The organism is Paracoccus sp. (in: a-proteobacteria) (assembly GCF_047605025.1).
Lineage (GTDB): Bacteria > Pseudomonadota > Alphaproteobacteria > Rhodobacterales > Rhodobacteraceae > Paracoccus.
Map to the genome: position 1 here is coordinate 260,372 of NZ_JASGGO010000001.1, position 16,576 is coordinate 276,947.

The following is a 16,576-nucleotide window of genomic DNA, read 5'->3' on the forward strand; positions in this document are numbered from 1 at the left end:
ACCCATTTCGACCGCTCCACGGGGGCGGCGCATGGAAAAGGGGCCCGAAGGCCCCCGAATCATGACAGCGCGCCGTGGCAGTGCTTGAATTTCTTGCCCGAGCCGCAGGGGCAAGGGTCGTTGCGAGAGGGCGTGCCCCAGGTGGTGGGGTCGTTTTCATCGAAGCCGGCGACGCGGGTAGAGACTTCGCCTCCCTCGGCTTCCTCATGTTGGGGTTGCAGATGCGCCTCGATATCGGCCTGCTGCTGTTGGTATTGGCGCAGCATCTCCTGGCGCTCGGCATCGGTCAGCGGGCGGATGCGGGATAGCTGCTGGGTCACGTCGAAGCGCAGCCCGTCCAGCATGGTCTCGAAAAGCTGGAACGCCTCGGTCTTGTATTCCGAGAGTGGATCGCGCTGCGCATAGCCGCGGAAGCCCACGACCGAGCGCAGATGTTCGAGCGTTACCAGATGCTCGCGCCATTTGGCGTCGATCTGTTGCAAGAGCACCTGCTTTTCGATCTGATGCATGTTTTCCGGGCCGAACTGTTCGGCTTTCTGCGCCATATAAGTGTCGGTAGCCTGCTGCACCCGCTCGCGCATCGTCTCTTGGTCCACGCCTTCCTCGGCGGCCCATTCGGCGATGGGCAGGTCCAGATTCAACTGCTCGATTACGGCCTGGCGCAGACCTTGGCCGTCCCATTGTTCGGCATAGGAGCGGGGCGGCAGGTATTGCTCGATCAGGTCGTCGATCACCTGCCCGCGCATGTCGGCCGCGACCTCGGCCACCTCGTCTGTATGCATGATCTCCAGGCGCTGGCTGAAGATCGCCTTGCGCTGGTCGTTCATCACGTCGTCGAATTTCAGGAGTTGCTTGCGGATGTCGAAGTTGCGGCCCTCGACCTTGGCCTGGGCGCGTTCCAGCGATTTGTTGACCCAGGGGTGGACGATGGCCTCGCCCTCTTTCATGCCCAGGGTGGACAGCACCTTGTCCAGCCGCTCCGAGCCGAAGATCCGCATCAGGTCGTCTTCCAGCGACAGGAAGAACAGCGAGCGGCCGGGGTCGCCCTGACGGCCCGAGCGGCCGCGCAACTGGTTGTCGATGCGGCGGCTTTCGTGCCGTTCGGTCGCCAGCACGAAAAGACCGCCGGCGTCCAGCACGGCCTGTTTCTCGGCGGTATGCTCGGCCTCGATCCGGGCGCGGATCTCGTCGGGATGGGCCTCGGGATCGGCGGCCAGCGCGTCCATCACCTTCATCTCGACATTGCCGCCAAGCTGGATGTCGGTGCCGCGGCCGGCCATGTTGGTGGCGATGGTGACGGCGCCGAGCTTGCCGGCCTCGGCCACGATATACGCCTCTTGCTCGTGCTGGCGGGCATTGAGGACGTTATGGGGGATGCCGGCTTGCGTCAGCATCTGGGACAGCATCTCGGATTTCTCGATGCTGGTCGTGCCGACCAGCATCGGCTGGCCCTTGGCATGGGCTTCCTTGATCGCCTCCAGGACGGCGGCGTATTTCTCGGTCGCGGTGCGATAGACACGGTCATGCTCGTCCACGCGCTGGACGGGGCGGTTCGTCGGCACCTCGACCACGCCCAGCTTGTAGATCTCGGAGAATTCCTCGGCTTCGGTCGCGGCGGTGCCGGTCATGCCCGACAGCTTGTCGTAGAGGCGGAAATAGTTCTGGAACGTCACCGAGGCCAGGGTCACGTTCTCGGGCTGGATGTCCACCCGCTCTTTCGCCTCGATGGCCTGGTGCAGACCGTCGGACAGGCGGCGGCCCTTCATCATCCGGCCGGTGAATTCGTCTATCAGCACGATCTCGCCGTCGCGCACGATGTAATGCTGGTCGCGCATGAACAGCTTGTGCGCCCGCATCGCCTGGTTGGCGTGATGGACGATGGTGGTGGATTCCGGGTCGTAAAGCGTCTGGCCCTGGGGCAGCACGCCCGCCGCTTGCAGGCGCTTTTCCAGGAATTCGTTGCCTTCCTCGGTGAAGGTGGCGTTGCGGGCCTTTTCGTCCAGCTTGTAATGTTCGGGCGTCAGCTCCGGCATGAAGGCGTCCAGCGTGCGGTAAAGCTCGCTGCGGTCCTGGCTTGGCCCCGAGATGATCAGCGGCGTGCGCGCCTCGTCGATCAGGATGCTGTCCACCTCGTCGACGATGGCGAAGAAATGGCCGCGCTGGGTCATCTGCTCGATCGAGCCCTTCATATTGTCGCGCAGATAGTCGAAGCCCAGTTCGTTGTTCGTGGCATAGGTCACGTCGGCCAGATAGGCCGCGCGCTTTTCGGCATCGTCCTGGAAGGGATAGACGACGCCCGTGGTCAGCCCCAGCTGGGCGAAGACCTTGCCCATCCAATGCGCGTCCCGCTTGGCCAGGTAGTCGTTGACGGTCACGACATGCACGCCCTTGCCCGCCAGCGCGTTCAGATAGGCGGGGAAGGTTGCCACCAGCGTCTTGCCCTCGCCCGTCTTCATCTCGGCGATATTGCCCTGATGCAGGAAGATGCCGCCCATGATCTGCGTGTCGAAGGCGCGCAGGCCAAGCGCGCGGCGCGCGCCCTCGCGGCAATTGGCGAAGGCTTCGGGCAGCAATGCGTCCAGGCTTTCGCCGCCCTGCGCCTTGGCCTGCAATTCGCGGGTCTTGCCGATCAGGTCGGCGTCGGACATGGCGCGGAAGCGTTCCTCCAACGCATTGACCTGGGCCACCAGCGGGCGGGCCGATTTCACCTTGCGGTCATTGGGCGTTCCAAAGACCAGTTTCGCCAAGTTTCCGATGCCGAGCATATGAGCCTTCAAATTCGCGTATCTGTGGGTGCGCGGGACGTTCCGCCCACTTGCCGCCACCATTCGCCTTGCCCTATCACATGGGCGGGTAAAATGGCGACGGGCGCGCATTTTCGGTTGGACCGGACTTATGCCCCGCATGCCAAACTGTCAATGTTCGCGCCCGCGCGCCTTGTGGGACGCGTCCGAGTGAAACCAGTCCCGAGAAGGGGAAAACCATGCTGAAATCGCTTCTTGCCGCAACGGCGCTTGTCGCCGCTCCGCTGACCGCGCTGCCCGCTCTTGCCCAGGATGCCGACACTGTCGTCGCGACCGTCAATGGCGAGACGATCACCCTGGGTCAGTTGATCGCGATGCGCCAGGGGCTGGACGCGCAGACGACCCAGGGGCTGCCCGACAGCGCGCTATGGGATCTGATGCTGGATCAGATGATCCGCCAGACCGCCGTTGCGCAAGAGGCCCTGCCGCTGAGCAAGCATGACATCGCCGCCCTGGAGATCGAGAAGCGCGCCTATCTGGCCGGCGCCGTGCTTGAGAAGGTGGCTTCGGCCGAGCCGACCGAGGATGAGTTGAAGGCCGCCTATGACCAGGCTTTCGGTGGCCAGGTCGCGCCCCAGGTCGAATACAATGCCGCCCATATCCTGGTGAAGACCAAGGAAGAGGCAGACGCCATCGAGACCCAGTTGAAGGACGGTGCCGATTTCGGCCAGCTTGCGACCGAGAAGTCGACCGATCCCGGCTCGGGGCCGAACAAGGGAGATCTGGGCTGGTTCCAGCCCGAGCAGATGGTCGAACCTTTCGCCAATGCCGTGAAGTCGCTGAAAAAGGGCGATGTTTCGGCCCCTGTCGAGACGCAGTTCGGCTGGCATGTGATCAAGCTGATCGATCAGCGCGAGGTCCAGCCGCCGAAGCTTGACGAGGTGAAGGACCAGCTTGCCGTTCAGGTCCGCCGCGACAAGGTTCAGGCCGCCATCGAACAGCGCGTGGCCGAATCCAAGGTCGAGAAGACCCCCGGCCTGGACCCGACCCTGCTGGGCAAGACCGATATTCTGGGAGAGTGATCCATGGCCAAGCCATCGAAGAAGGCGACGCCCCAGGCTGAGAAGCTGAAGGTTCTGAAGAAGAAGATGAAGAAGCTGAAGCTGGCCCTGAAAGAGGCGGCGGAGGGCATCGTCTCGCCGGCTTCTGTAACAGCTTCGGCGGTCGCGCCGGCGCAGGGGGGCAAGAAGGTCTCGCCCCTGGCACCTGCGGGCTTTCCCGACCTGCCGGTGATCGAGGGCGTCGAGTTCTCGGCGGGCGCGGCGGGGGTCAAATATAAGGGCCGCACGGACGTGACCCTGATCCGCTTGGCGCCGGGCACGACGATCGCGGGGGCCTTCACCAAATCCTCGACCCGCGCGGCCAGCGTGCTGGATTGCCAGGCGAAGCTGGCGCTGAAGCAGGACACTGGTTCCGGCGCGGCGATCATCGTGAACTCGGGCAATGCCAACGCCTTTACCGGCAAAAGCGGACAGGACGCGGTGGACCGGGTGACGGGGGGCGTCGCCTCGGCGCTGACCGTGCCTCGGGACCGGGTGTTCTCATCCTCGACCGGGGTGATCGGCGAGCCGCTTCCGGCCGAGCGCATCACGGCGGTGATCGGCGATCTGGCGGGTCGGCTGGACAAGGCCGGCGCGGCGGATGCGGCGCATGCCATCATGACCACCGACACCTTCCCCAAGGGTGCCGCCGCCAGTTTCGAGGCTGAGGGCGGCGCGATCAACATCGTCGGCATCGCCAAGGGCTCGGGCATGATCGCGCCAGACATGGCGACCATGCTGGTCTATATCTTCACCGATGCGAAGGTTGCGCCCGATCTGCTGCAAAGGCTTCTGAACGGACAGTTGGCGAACAGCTTCAACGCGATCACGGTGGACAGCGACACCTCGACCTCGGACGCGCTGCTGCTGGCGGCGACGGGGAAATCGCCCGCCGCGCCGATCACCGACCTGCGCTCGGTCGCGGCGAAGGCGTTCGGGCGGGCGCTTGGCAAGGTCATGCTGGACCTGGCCCAGCAGGTCGTGCGCGACGGCGAGGGAGCGACGAAATTCGTCGAGATCCAGGTGACCGGCGCCGCCGACCCCGCGGATGCTCATCGCGTCGCCATGGCCATCGCCAATTCGCCCCTGGTCAAGACCGCCATCGCGGGCGAGGACGCCAATTGGGGCCGCGTGGTCATGGCTGTCGGCAAGTCCGGCGCCCAGGCCGACCGCGACCTGCTGACCATCCGCTTCGGCGACATGGTCCTGGCGGAAAAGGGCTGGCGCGCGCCAGATTACGACGAGGCCAGGACCAGCGCCTATATGAAGCGCGACAGCCTGATCATCGGCGTCGATCTGGGCCTTGGCGAGGCCAGCCGCACCGTCTGGACCTGCGACCTGACGCATGGCTATATCGACATCAACGCCGATTACCGCTCATGAAGATCGTCCTTGTCGCCGCCGTCGCCCTGGTCGATCCCGATGGCCGCGTGCTGCTGGCACGGCGTCCCGAAGGCAAGTCCCTTGCGGGGCTGTGGGAGTTTCCCGGCGGCAAAGTCGAGCCGGGCGAGAGCCCCGAGACCGCGTTGATCCGCGAACTGCACGAGGAACTGGGCATCCAGACCTGGTCCTCGTGCCTGGCGCCGCTGACTTTCGCCAGCCACGCCTATGACAGCTTCCACTTGCTTATGCCGCTATATGTTTGCCGTCGTTGGGAAGGCGTTCCGATTCCCCAGGAAGGACAGACGCTTTCATGGGCATATGCAAAAGATTTATGCAATTATCCTATGCCGCCGGCGGATTTGCCTCTGATTCCCATTCTGCGGGACTGGCTGTGAGCCGAAATTGTCGACCTCGACAGAAAATTTTAACAAAATGCCCTCTCGGCGCACATTCTTAGTTAACTTTTAATATTTTTGTGGCAATCGTGGAATTCTGTAGGGGAGGAGATCGGACATGATTCGCACGATTACCATCGGTAGCTGTATTTCTGTCCAAGGCGTCTTCGAACGTCAGGTTTCGAACGGCAATATCATTGTTCGTGTCGGAGCGCAGACTTACGAAGGCAAGCCGGTGGTCATGGCCTGACCAGGGCTCTAAGCACAGTGCCAAATGCATCAACGGGGCGCCTTCGGGGGCCCCGTTTACATTTGGCGCAAGGTCCGCGCCGCTTCGCGAGACCTTGTAAAACAGGCTTTGATGCACCGCACCGGCGAAATCCGCTGGGTTCACGCCCCTGGTCCGAATATCTCGGCTGGCGCCGTCGGCGGGGAGTGAGCGGCACTGGTGGAGGCGCCTTTTCTTTACCGGCTCTGGGCGGGGCCATCGCCTTCATCCTTAAATGACGCGGCTCCTATCGCAAGCGTCGGATGGCCGCCGAGCAGCCGCTTCACCCGGCTTCCTTCCATGCGGATTCAATCAATATGAACACAACTTTTGATTGTGCGTCGATTCCGATCAAGCGGCGCCGGACTGGGCGGGCCGGAATAATTCCCTTGTGTTTTCTGGGAAACGCGCCTATAGGCACGGCTTCATCATGAAACTCCACCGGAATCAGGGTGGCCCTGCCTGGCAGGGGCCCTCCGGTGATGTTGAAAGGAAGAGGCGCATGAAAGCGCAAGAACTTAAAGACAAGACGCCGGATCAGCTGAAGGAACAGCTGCTTTCGCTGAAGAAAGAAGCCTTCAACCTGCGTTTTCAGCAGGCGACCGGCCAGCTCGAATCGACCGCTCGCATGCGTGCCGTCCGTCGCGACGTGGCTCGCGTGAAAACGATTCTGAACCAGAAAGCGGCCGACGCCGCTGCGTCGAACTAAGGAGCCAGGTTCATGCCCAAACGCATCCTGCAAGGCAAGGTCGTCAGCGACAAGAACGAACAGACCGTCACGGTCCTGGTCGAACGCCGTTTCAAGCACCCGCTGCTGCACAAGACCGTGCGCTCGTCCAAGAAATACCGCGCCCATGACGCGGAGAACCAGTTCAAGGTCGGTGACACCGTTCGCATCGTCGAATGCGCGCCGATCTCGAAAACCAAGCGTTGGACCGTTCTGGTCGACGCCGCAGTCTAATCGAAACCCTGGGGCCGTTCTGCGCGGTCCCCAAAGGTCGGGAGTAACCCTATGATCCAGATGCAGACCAATCTGGATGTCGCTGACAACTCCGGCGCTCGCCGGGTGCAGTGCATCAAGGTCCTGGGTGGTTCGCACCGTCGCTATGCGTCGGTGGGCGACATCATTGTCGTCTCCGTCAAGGAGGCCATCCCGCGCGGCCGCGTGAAGAAAGGCGATGTCCGCAAGGCCGTCGTCGTGCGCACCGCCAAAGAAGTGAAGCGCGAGGACGGCACCTCGATCCGCTTCGACCGCAACGCCGCCGTCATCCTGAACAACCAGGGCGAACCGGTCGGCACCCGTATCTTCGGGCCGGTCGTCCGCGAGCTGCGCGCCAAGAACTTCATGAAGATCATCTCGCTCGCGCCGGAGGTGCTGTAATGGCTGCCAAGCTGAAAAAGGGCGACAAGGTCGTCGTGCTGGCCGGCAAGGACAAAGGCAAGCAGGGCGAGATTTCGACCGTGTTCCCGAAAGAGAACAAGGCGATCGTTGACGGCGTCAATATCGCGATCCGCCACACCCGCCAAAGCCAGACCTCGCAAGGTGGCCGCGTGGCGAAAGCCATGCCGATCAACCTGTCGAACCTCGCGCTGCTGGACAAGAACGGCAAAGCGACCCGCGTCGGCTTCCGCGTGGAAGACGGCAACAAGGTCCGTTTCGCCAAGACCACGGGAGACGTGATCTGATGCTGGACCAAGCCACCTACGCCCCGCGTCTGAAGGCGCTCTTCAAGGACAGCATCCGCGCTGCCCTGAAAGAAGAGTTCGGCTATAAGAACGACATGCAGATCCCGCGTCTGGACAAGATCGTCCTGAACATGGGCATCGGCGAGGCCGTGAAGGACACCAAGAAGGTCAAGCAGGGCGCCGAGGAGCTTTCGCTGATCGCCGGCCAGAAGGCCGTGGTGACCCATGCCAAGAAATCCATCGCCGGCTTCCGCGTTCGCGAGGAAATGCCGCTGGGCGCGAAAGTGACCCTGCGCGGCGACCGGATGTATGAATTCCTGGACCGCCTGATCACCATCGCACTGCCCCGCGTCCGCGACTTCCGCGGCGTCAAGGGCTCGTCCTTCGACGGCCGCGGCAACTATGCCATGGGCCTGAAGGAGCACATCGTTTTCCCGGAAATCAACTTCGACAAGGTCGACGAAGTTCTGGGGATGGACATCATCATCTGCACCACCGCGACGACCGACGCGGAAGCGAAATCGCTGTTGAAGCATTTCAACATGCCGTTCAACAGCTGATCGCAAAGGGAAGAAGATATGGCTAAGAAATCCATGGTCGAGCGCGAGAAGAAGCGCGAGCGTCTGGTTCAGAAATACGCCGCCAAGCGCGCCGCCCTGAACGATGTCGTCCACGACCAGTCCCGCCCGATGGAAGAGCGCTTCAAGGCCAGCCTGAAACTGGCTGAACTGCCGCGCAACTCCTCGGCCACGCGTCTGCACAACCGCTGCCAACTGACCGGCCGTCCGCACGCGTATTACCGTAAACTGAAACTGTCGCGGATCATGCTGCGCGAGCTTGGCTCGTTCGGTCAGATCCCCGGCATGGTCAAATCGAGCTGGTAAGGGGGCAATATGTCGATGAACGATCCGCTCGGCGATATGCTGACCCGCATCCGCAACGCACAGATGCGCGGCAAATCGACCGTTCGCACTCCGGCCTCGAAGCTGCGCGCTTGGGTCCTGGACGTGCTGAAAGCCGAAGGTTACATCCGCGGCTATGAAGAAACCACGACCGAAGCCGGTCACAAGGAACTGGAAATCAGCCTGAAGTATTTCGAAGGCACTCCGGTCATCCGCGAACTGGCCCGTGTCTCGAAACCCGGCCGCCGCGTCTATGCCGGCGCCAAGGAAATCCCCTCGGTCCGCAATGGCCTGGGCGTTTCCATCGTCTCGACGCCGAAAGGTGTCATGTCTGATGCAGCAGCGCGCAACGCCAACGTCGGCGGCGAAGTGCTCTGCACCGTGTTCTAAGGAGGGCAGAGATGTCTCGGATTGGTAAAAAACCGGTCGCCCTCCCGCAGGGCGTGACCGCTGAGATCAAGGGTCAGACGATCGAGGTGAAGGGTCCGAAAGGCGCCCGCAGCTTCACGGCGACCGATGACGTGACCCTGGCCCTGGAAGACGGCGCGGTGAAAGTCACTCCGCGCGGCCTGTCCAAGCGCGCGCGCCAGCAATGGGGCATGACCCGCTCGATGGTCGAGAACCTGACCGTCGGCGTCAGCACCGGCTTCAAGAAAGAGCTTGAGATCCAGGGCGTGGGTTACCGCGCCACCATGCAGGGCAAGACCCTGAAACTGGCTCTGGGCTATTCGCACGATGTGAACTTCGAAACGCCGGAAGGCGTGACCATCACCTCGCCGAAGCAGACCGAAATCGTGGTGGAAGGCATCGACCAGCAACTGGTCGGCCAGGTCGCCGCGAACATCCGCGAGTGGCGCCAGCCCGAGCCCTACAAGGGCAAGGGCATCCGCTACAAGGGTGAGGTCGTCTTCCGCAAGGAAGGCAAGAAGAAGTAAGGGGCGCAAAAATGGCACTGAACAAGAAAGAGCTGTTCCAGAAGCGCCGCCTGCGCGTGCGGAACAAACTGCGGACCATCGCCAATGGTCGTCCGCGTCTGTCCGTCCACCGTTCGTCCAAGAATATCAGCGTTCAGCTGATCGACGACGTGAAAGGGGTCACGCTGGCCTCGGCCTCGTCGCTGGAGAAGGACCTGGGCGTGGTGGGCAAGAACAACGTCGAGGCTGCCGCCAAGATCGGCGCGGCCATCGCGGAACGCGCGAAACTGGCCGGCGTCGAAGAGGTGATCTTCGACCGTGGCGGTTTCCTGTTCCACGGCAAGGTCAAGGCTTTGGCCGACGCAGCCCGCGAAGGCGGTCTGAAGTTCTGATCCTGCGGGCGGCCGGGCCTTTTCGGTCCGCCGCCCCGATGATCCGGGGGCTTTGGCCCACCAGGATTGGATTTAACGGCGCGAGGACGCGCCAGATATAAGGAATGCCGCATGGCAGAACGTGAAAACCGTCGGGGCCGCCGCGAAGAGCGCGAGGAAACCCCGGAATTCGCCGATCGTCTGGTCGCGATCAACCGCGTCTCGAAAACCGTCAAGGGTGGCAAGCGCTTCGGCTTCGCCGCTCTGGTCGTCGTCGGTGACCAGCGTGGCCGCGTGGGCTTCGGCAAGGGCAAGGCGAAAGAAGTGCCCGAGGCGATCCGCAAGGCCACCGAGCAGGCGAAACGCAGCCTGGTCCGCGTGCCGCTGCGCGACGGCCGCACCCTGCACCACGACATCGAGGGCCGTCATGGCGCCGGCAAGGTGATCATGCGCACCGCCGTTCCCGGGACCGGGATCATCGCCGGTGGTCCGATGCGCGCCGTCTTCGAGATGCTGGGCGTGCAGGATGTCGTCGCCAAGTCGCAAGGCTCGCAGAACCCCTATAACATGATCCGCGCCACCATCGACGGCCTGAAAAAGGAAGCGTCGCCCCGCAGCGTCGCCCAGCGTCGCGGCAAGAAAGTGGCCGAGATCCTGTCCCCGAACGACAAGCCGGCTGAAGCCGCGGTCGAAGCGTAAGGAGAGGCAACATGGCTAAAACCATCGTCGTCAAGCAGATCGGTTCGCCGATCCGCCGCCCCGCCATCCAGCGCGAGACGCTGAAGGGCCTGGGCCTGAACAAGATGAACCGCACCCGCGAGCTGGAAGATACCCCGGCCGTGCGCGGCATGGTCGCCAAGATCCCGCATCTGGCCGTGATCATCGAAGAGCGCGGCTGATCGGCCTCGTGAAAGCTTGTGGAACGCCTCGGAATTTCCGGGGCGTTTTGCGTTTCGGGCGGCTCTTTTGGATCGCGGCACGGGCAGTCCGCTGGCGTTAATCCTTTGCTAAGGACTTGGCTCTAACCTGGCGGCAAGTTTCCTTCCGTAAGCGAGCCGCGCCCGTGCCCCTGTTTCCACCCCTTCTTTCGCTTCGTCTTGCACTGGCATTGGTGCTGGCCCTTCTGGCCGGTCCGGTGCTGGCCGGTCCCTGGCCTCGGGCCGAGGATGCGACCTTCCTGTCGCTCTCGGCCGAGCGCGACCGCGAAGATAATAGTTATATCAGCCTTTACGGCGAATATGGCATGACCCCTCGCAGCACGTTGGGTTTTGAACTGGGCCATGCCAGCGCGGGCGAAAACAGCGTGATCCTGTGGCTGCAACGGGCACTTGACGATGGCGAGGGGCAGAGCCGGCTGACCGTTTCCCTGGGCGCCGGCATGCTAGAGCGGGACGGGGTCTATCTGCCGGTGGGCCAGATCGGCGGTGCCTGGGGCAGGGGCTGGGACAGCATTCCCGGCCTGCGCGCCCTGCCGGGCGGCGGCTGGGTGGGGCTTGAGGCGCGCGTCAAGGTGGCGGGCGCGATGAAGGACCAGAAGGCGATCGAGCGGCTTTCCGGCAGCGGCGCCGGCATTCTCAGCTATATCACCCCCGAGACGACGACCAAGGCCGAGTTGACGCTGGGCTGGCACGCCCTCGCCAGCACCATGCTGATCCAGCAACTCCAGTTCGAGGATCGCGACGATACCGGCTTTTCCAGCAAGCTCTCGGTTTCGGCGGTGCGCGATCTGGCCGGCCCGGCCAAGATCGAACTGGGCGTCATCGCGCCGCTTTCGGGGAAGTCAGAGCCGGCGGTGAAGCTGGGAACGTGGTTCCAGTTCTGAAGATCCTGCTGGTGGCTGGCCCGCGCGGGGCGAAGAACCCGCCGTCCGTGGCAAGGGCATGCGAAATCCCGTGAATACAGACAAATTATACATTAAGCTCGCTACGACATGACGCCTGCGGGCGCGGCGCCAAGGAGAGTGATGAATTGCTTGGAAATATCCAGATCCTCCGATTTGTCGCGGCCGGCATGGTGGTCCTGTTCCATGTCGCTCTGACTGCCCGCAATGAGGGAATGTCCGCCGGCATCATCGACAATTTCGGGATCTGGGGCGAAAGCGGAGTTGACATCTTCTTCGTGATCTCGGGCCTGGTCATGGTGCTGTCGCAGGCGCGCAAGCACCGCTCGGCGCCGGATTTCCTGGCCGAGCGCGCCATCCGTATCCTGCCGATGTATTGGATCCTGACCCTGCTGCTGGCGCTGTTGCTGCTGGTCCTGCCGCAGCTTTTCAACAGCGACAGCTTTTCGCCGGGCAAGACCCTGGCATCGCTTTTCATGGTGAACTGGCTGCTGGGCGATGGGATGCCGGTGCTTTATCTGGGCTGGACGCTGGAATATGAGTGGATCTTTTACTTGGCATTTTCGCTAAGCTTTGCCTTTCTGCCGCTGGGCCTGACCTGGATTCCGGTGCTGGCCATGCTGTTGGCGCTGAACATCGCCGGCTTTATCGGACTTTTCGCGATCGAGTTCGTCTATGGCATGCTGATCGGCTCGTGGCGTCTGCGCGGCGCGCGGCCGCTTCCGGTTCCCTGGCTGTTCCTTGTTCTGGGTGGTTTTGCCATGATGGCCAAGGCCATGATGGCCTGGCCGGAACTGCCCCGTCATATCGGTTACGGCATTCCGGCGGCGATGATCGTCGCGGCGCTGGTGTGGCTGCCGCAGGCACGGGGCAGGGTGGGCATGCTGCTTGGCGCGGCCTCTTATTCGATCTATCTGGTGCAGGTCTTTGCCATCCCGCTTGGCTTTCGGGTCGTGAAAAAGCTGCCTGGCTTGCCCGAATCGGCTGCGTCGCCGCTGGTGGCGGCGGGCAGTCTGATCGCGGGGGTGCTGGTCTATCTGCTGATCGAAAGGCCCATGGGCACGCTGGCGCATCGGCTGCATCGCGCTTGGGGCCACGGCTCGAAACCGGCCATGCCCGAGGGAAGGACACCGCCCTAGGGCGGGTCGGGCTTGACCTGCGCTGCCCATGCGTCTAGATAGCCGCCGGTGCCGTTCCGGGCACCGAATTCAACAAGCAAGAAATGCCGTGTCCGCCCCCTTCGCTTCATGGGGCGCTTCCGGCTTCAGGAGAAGCGATATGAAACTGCATGAAATCCGCGACAACGAAGGCGCGAATCGCAAGAAAAAACGCGTCGCGCGCGGCCCCGGCTCGGGCAAGGGCAAGACCGCCGGCCGTGGTATCAAGGGCCAGACCTCGCGTTCGGGCGTCGCGCTGAACGGCTATGAGGGTGGCCAGATGCCGCTGTATCGCCGCCTGCCGAAGCGTGGCTTCAGCAAGCCGAATCGCCTGGACTTCGCGGTGGTCAACCTGGGCCAACTGCAAGCCTTCGTCGATGCGGGCAAGCTGGACGCGTCGGCCGCCGTGACCGAGGATGCGCTGGTCGCCTCGGGCGTCATTCGCCGCAAGCTGGACGGCGTGCGCGTCCTGGCCAAGGGTGAACTGACCGCCGCGCTGAACCTGACCGTCGCCGGCGCCTCGAAGGCGGCCGTCGAAGCGGTCGAGAAAGTGGGTGGCAAGATCACCGTCACCCGCGCCGCGAAAGAAGATGCCGCAGCCGAATAAGCTGTTGAAGGGCGCGCCCGCGCCCAATAGATAGCATTCCAAGTTTTCCAGGCGCCGCGGGATCGGGAAACGATCCGGCGGCGCTGCCATGAAGGGGCATGTTATGGCGTCAGCCGCAGAACAGATGGCCGCGAACCTTTCCTGGAGCGCGTTCGGCAAGGCGTCCGAACTGCGCCAAAGGATCTGGTTCACCCTCGGACTTCTCATCATCTACCGCCTGGGCACCTATATCCCGGTGCCGGGCATCGACGGCGCGGCGCTGCGCAACTTCATGGACCAGGCGCAGGCGGGCATCGGCGGGATCCTTTCGATGTTCACCGGCGGCGCGCTGGGGCGGATGGGCGTCTTCGCGCTGGGGATCATGCCCTATATCTCGGCCTCGATCATCGTGCAGCTTCTGGCCTCGATGCTGCCCTCGCTGGAGCAGCTCAAGAAAGAGGGCGAGGCGGGCCGCAAGAAGATCAACCAATATACCCGCTACGCCACCGTGGCGCTGGCGCTGTTCCAGGCATGGGGCCTGGCCGTCAGCCTTGAACACGGCAATCTGGCGCATGATCCGGGCATGTTCTTCCGCGTCTCGGTCGTGATCACGCTGGTCGGCGGCACCATGTTCCTGATGTGGCTGGGCGAGCAGATCACCGCGCGCGGCATCGGCAACGGCATCTCGCTGATCATCTTCGTCGGCATCGTGGCCGAGATTCCGGGCCACCTGGCGCAGTTCCTGGCGCAGGGCCGTTCGGGCGCGGTCTCGACCCCGGTGATCCTGGGCGTGGTGGTGATGGTCGTCGCCGTGATCGCCTTCGTGGTCTTCATGGAGCGCGCGCTGCGCAAGATCCACATCCAATACCCGCGCCGTCAGGTCGGCATGAAGATCTATGACGGCCAGTCGTCGCACCTGCCGATCAAGGTGAACCCGGCGGGCGTGATCCCGGCGATCTTCTCGTCCTCGCTGCTGCTTCTGCCGGTCACGATCTCGACCTTCTCGGGCAATCAGACCGGCCCGGTGATGTCCACGATCCTGGCCTATTTCGGCCCCGGCCAGCCGCTTTACCTGCTGTTCTTCACGGCGATGATCGTGTTCTTCGCCTATTTCTACACGTTCAACGTCAGCTTCAAGACCGAAGACGTGGCCGAGAACCTGAAGAACCAGGGCGGCTTCATCCCCGGAATCCGGCCGGGCAAGCGCACCGAGGATTATCTGACCTATGTGGTCAGCCGCATCCTGGTCATCGGCTCGGCCTATCTGGCGGCCGTCTGCCTGCTGCCCGAGATCATCCGCCACCAACTGGCGATTCCCTTCTATTTTGGTGGCACCTCGGTTCTGATCGTGGTCAGCGTGGTGATGGACACCATCAATCAAGTGCAAAGCCACTTGCTTGCGCATCAGTATGAAGGTCTGATCGAAAAGTCGCAGTTGCGCGGAAAACGCGGCAAGACGGGGGCCGCGCGTCCCCGCAAGGCGCCCGCGCGTCGATAAGAGGGGACAGCCCGCAAGGGCGAACAAGGGGCAAACATGACGACGAACATCATCCTGCTGGGACCTCCGGGCGCCGGCAAAGGCACCCAGGCGCGCCGCCTGATCGAAGAGCGGGGCTTGGTCCAGCTCTCCACCGGCGACATGCTGCGCGAGGCGCGCAACTCGGGCACCGAAATGGGTCAGCTTGTCGCCAAGGTCATGGACCGGGGCGAGTTGGTCACGGATGAGATCGTCATCGGCCTGATCCGTGAAAGGATCGAGGCCGGCGGGCGGGGCTTCATCTTCGACGGATTCCCGCGCACCCTGGCCCAGGCCGACGCGCTGGAGGATCTGATGGCCGAGGAGGGCCAGAAGATCGATGCCGTGATCGAGATGCGCGTCGATGACGCCGCCCTGGTCAGCCGTATCTCGGGGCGCTTCACCTGCGGCAATTGCGGCGAGGTCTATCACGACGTGACCAAGCCCACCAAGATCACCGGGGTCTGCGATGTCTGTGGCTCGACCGACCTGCGCCGCCGCGCGGATGACAACGAAGACAGCCTCAAGACCCGGCTGATGGAGTATTACAAGAAAACCTCGCCGCTGATCGGCTATTACTGGTGCAAGGGCAATCTGCATCTGGTCGATGGCCTGGCCGAGATCGAAGAGGTGGCCTCGTCCGTGGCCAAGGTGCTGGACGCGGTGCCCGCCCCCTCGGATGCGTGAAGGAGGGGGCGTGAAGGCTTGACGCCGGGGTCTGGCCCACAAGGCTTGACCTTCTGCCGCGAATCCCTTAGTTCGCGGCATCTCGCATGAGAATCGCCCGGATCATCGGGTGGCCGCTCAAAGGCCCGAAGGCGACGCTTTCGGGTCTTTGGTTGTGAAAAAAGGTTCCGGTGCTACGGAACCGCAACAATGAAAAGGAAGAACGCGTGGCTCGTATTGCTGGCGTCAACATTCCGACCGGGAAACGCGTCCCGATCGCACTGACCTATATCCACGGGATCGGCCCGAAATTCGCCGATGAGATCATCTCGGCCGTCGGCATCGACCCGACCCGCCGCGTGAACGACCTGTCGGACGCTGAAGTCCTGCAAATCCGCGAATACATCGACGCCAACCTGACCGTTGAAGGCGATCTGCGCCGCGAAACCCAGATGAACATCAAGCGCATGATGGACCTGGGCTCTTATCGTGGCCTGCGCCACCGTCGCGGCCTGCCGGTTCGCGGACAGCGCACGCATACCAATGCCCGCACCCGCAAGGGCCCGGCGAAACCCATCGCCGGCAAGAAGAAATAAGGGGAACGGACATGGCACGCGATAAAACCCGTATCAAGCGCAAAGAGCGTAAGAACATCGCCACCGGCGTGGCGCATGTGAACTCGTCGTTCAACAACACCAAGATCCTGATCTCGGACGTGCAGGGCAATGCGATCTCGTGGTCGTCGGCCGGCACCATGGGCTTCAAGGGCTCGCGCAAGTCGACCCCCTATGCCGCGCAGATGGCCGCCGAAGACGCGGGCAAGAAGGCGCAAGAGCATGGCGTCCGCACCCTGGAAGTCGAGGTTCAGGGTCCCGGTTCGGGCCGCGAATCCGCGCTGCGCGCCCTGGCCGCCGTCGGTTTCAACATCACGGCGATCCGTGACGTGACCCCGATCGCGCATAACGGCTGCCGCCCGCCGAAACGCCGCCGGGTCTGACCCTTAGCTACTTAGTCGCGTTCCGCGTGGGGTTGTCCCGTGCGGGCGCGC

The 16,576-nt window shown here is 63.2% G+C and carries 23 protein-coding genes; 22 read left to right on the forward strand and 1 reads right to left on the reverse strand.

What is annotated here, in order from left to right:
- Positions 1 to 59: 59 nt before the first annotated feature.
- Positions 60 to 2,765 carry a preprotein translocase subunit SecA gene (gene secA, locus QM682_RS01205; RefSeq protein WP_415126260.1) on the reverse strand — a complete coding sequence of 902 codons (2,706 nt, stop codon included), beginning with the start codon at positions 2,763 to 2,765 and terminating at the stop codon, positions 60 to 62.
- A gap of 218 nt (positions 2,766 to 2,983) precedes the next feature.
- On the opposite strand from secA, the gene QM682_RS01210 reads away from it, so the two are divergent.
- From QM682_RS01210 to rpsK, 22 genes are all read left to right on the forward strand, one after another.
- On the forward strand, positions 2,984 to 3,826 hold the full coding sequence (locus QM682_RS01210; RefSeq protein ID WP_415126262.1) for a peptidylprolyl isomerase: 843 nt from the start codon (positions 2,984 to 2,986) through the stop codon (positions 3,824 to 3,826).
- Positions 3,827 to 3,829: 3 nt separating this feature from the next.
- Positions 3,830 to 5,227, forward strand: coding sequence for a bifunctional glutamate N-acetyltransferase/amino-acid acetyltransferase ArgJ (gene argJ / locus QM682_RS01215; RefSeq protein ID WP_415126264.1), 1,398 nt, complete (start codon positions 3,830 to 3,832; stop codon positions 5,225 to 5,227).
- Positions 5,224 to 5,622, forward strand: coding sequence for a (deoxy)nucleoside triphosphate pyrophosphohydrolase (locus QM682_RS01220; protein ID WP_415126266.1), 399 nt, complete (start codon positions 5,224 to 5,226; stop codon positions 5,620 to 5,622). Before argJ ends, QM682_RS01220 begins: the two co-directional genes overlap by 4 nt.
- 118 nt (positions 5,623 to 5,740) lie before the next feature.
- Complete coding sequence (locus QM682_RS01225) at positions 5,741 to 5,872, forward strand: hypothetical protein (RefSeq protein WP_415126268.1); 132 nt, start codon at positions 5,741 to 5,743, stop codon at positions 5,870 to 5,872.
- A gap of 520 nt (positions 5,873 to 6,392) precedes the next feature.
- The gene (gene rpmC / locus QM682_RS01230; protein ID WP_028718445.1) at positions 6,393 to 6,599 is read left to right on the forward strand and encodes a 50S ribosomal protein L29; all 207 of its coding nucleotides are present in this window, start codon (positions 6,393 to 6,395) and stop codon (positions 6,597 to 6,599) included.
- A gap of 12 nt (positions 6,600 to 6,611) precedes the next feature.
- Positions 6,612 to 6,851, forward strand: a complete 240-nt coding sequence (gene rpsQ / locus QM682_RS01235) for a 30S ribosomal protein S17 (RefSeq protein WP_155043101.1) — start codon at positions 6,612 to 6,614, stop codon at positions 6,849 to 6,851.
- Positions 6,852 to 6,902: 51 nt separating this feature from the next.
- Positions 6,903 to 7,271 carry a 50S ribosomal protein L14 gene (rplN, locus tag QM682_RS01240; protein ID WP_010400243.1) on the forward strand — a complete coding sequence of 123 codons (369 nt, stop codon included), beginning with the start codon at positions 6,903 to 6,905 and terminating at the stop codon, positions 7,269 to 7,271.
- Positions 7,271 to 7,576, forward strand: coding sequence for a 50S ribosomal protein L24 (rplX, locus tag QM682_RS01245; protein ID WP_415126273.1), 306 nt, complete (start codon positions 7,271 to 7,273; stop codon positions 7,574 to 7,576). The genes rplN and rplX overlap by 1 nt, the downstream gene beginning before the upstream one ends.
- Positions 7,576 to 8,136, forward strand: coding sequence for a 50S ribosomal protein L5 (gene rplE, locus QM682_RS01250; RefSeq protein ID WP_415126275.1), 561 nt, complete (start codon positions 7,576 to 7,578; stop codon positions 8,134 to 8,136). The genes rplX and rplE overlap by 1 nt, the downstream gene beginning before the upstream one ends.
- Before the next feature lie 18 nt (positions 8,137 to 8,154).
- Positions 8,155 to 8,460, forward strand: a complete 306-nt coding sequence (gene rpsN, locus QM682_RS01255) for a 30S ribosomal protein S14 (protein WP_415126277.1) — start codon at positions 8,155 to 8,157, stop codon at positions 8,458 to 8,460.
- 9 nt (positions 8,461 to 8,469) lie between these two features.
- Positions 8,470 to 8,868: a 30S ribosomal protein S8 gene (gene rpsH / locus QM682_RS01260; protein ID WP_415126279.1), complete on the forward strand. Its 399-nt coding sequence runs from the start codon at positions 8,470 to 8,472 to the stop codon at positions 8,866 to 8,868.
- An 11-nt stretch (positions 8,869 to 8,879) separates the two neighbouring features.
- A complete protein-coding gene (gene rplF, locus QM682_RS01265; protein WP_415126281.1) occupies positions 8,880 to 9,413 on the forward strand; it encodes a 50S ribosomal protein L6 in 534 nt (177 codons plus the stop codon).
- A gap of 11 nt (positions 9,414 to 9,424) precedes the next feature.
- Positions 9,425 to 9,784: a 50S ribosomal protein L18 gene (gene rplR, locus QM682_RS01270; RefSeq protein ID WP_415126283.1), complete on the forward strand. Its 360-nt coding sequence runs from the start codon at positions 9,425 to 9,427 to the stop codon at positions 9,782 to 9,784.
- Positions 9,785 to 9,895: 111 nt separating this feature from the next.
- A complete protein-coding gene (gene rpsE, locus QM682_RS01275) occupies positions 9,896 to 10,462 on the forward strand; it encodes a 30S ribosomal protein S5 (protein WP_415126285.1) in 567 nt (188 codons plus the stop codon).
- An 11-nt stretch (positions 10,463 to 10,473) separates the two neighbouring features.
- Entirely contained in the window at positions 10,474 to 10,662 is a 189-nt protein-coding gene (gene rpmD, locus QM682_RS01280; protein ID WP_011747117.1) for a 50S ribosomal protein L30, read from the forward strand.
- Positions 10,663 to 10,826: 164 nt separating this feature from the next.
- Entirely contained in the window at positions 10,827 to 11,585 is a 759-nt protein-coding gene (locus QM682_RS01285; protein WP_415126288.1) for a hypothetical protein, read from the forward strand.
- Between the two features lie 146 nt (positions 11,586 to 11,731).
- Complete coding sequence (locus QM682_RS01290; protein WP_415126290.1) at positions 11,732 to 12,742, forward strand: acyltransferase family protein; 1,011 nt, start codon at positions 11,732 to 11,734, stop codon at positions 12,740 to 12,742.
- A gap of 139 nt (positions 12,743 to 12,881) precedes the next feature.
- On the forward strand, positions 12,882 to 13,367 hold the full coding sequence (gene rplO / locus QM682_RS01295; RefSeq protein WP_415126292.1) for a 50S ribosomal protein L15: 486 nt from the start codon (positions 12,882 to 12,884) through the stop codon (positions 13,365 to 13,367).
- A 103-nt stretch (positions 13,368 to 13,470) separates the two neighbouring features.
- Complete coding sequence (secY, locus tag QM682_RS01300) at positions 13,471 to 14,844, forward strand: preprotein translocase subunit SecY (protein ID WP_415126294.1); 1,374 nt, start codon at positions 13,471 to 13,473, stop codon at positions 14,842 to 14,844.
- 36 nt (positions 14,845 to 14,880) lie between these two features.
- On the forward strand, positions 14,881 to 15,549 hold the full coding sequence (locus tag QM682_RS01305; RefSeq protein WP_415126296.1) for an adenylate kinase: 669 nt from the start codon (positions 14,881 to 14,883) through the stop codon (positions 15,547 to 15,549).
- Positions 15,550 to 15,755: 206 nt separating this feature from the next.
- Positions 15,756 to 16,124: a 30S ribosomal protein S13 gene (gene rpsM / locus QM682_RS01310; protein WP_415126298.1), complete on the forward strand. Its 369-nt coding sequence runs from the start codon at positions 15,756 to 15,758 to the stop codon at positions 16,122 to 16,124.
- Between the two features lie 11 nt (positions 16,125 to 16,135).
- Complete coding sequence (gene rpsK, locus QM682_RS01315) at positions 16,136 to 16,525, forward strand: 30S ribosomal protein S11 (RefSeq protein WP_011747123.1); 390 nt, start codon at positions 16,136 to 16,138, stop codon at positions 16,523 to 16,525.
- The last annotated feature ends 51 nt before the right edge of the window (positions 16,526 to 16,576 follow it).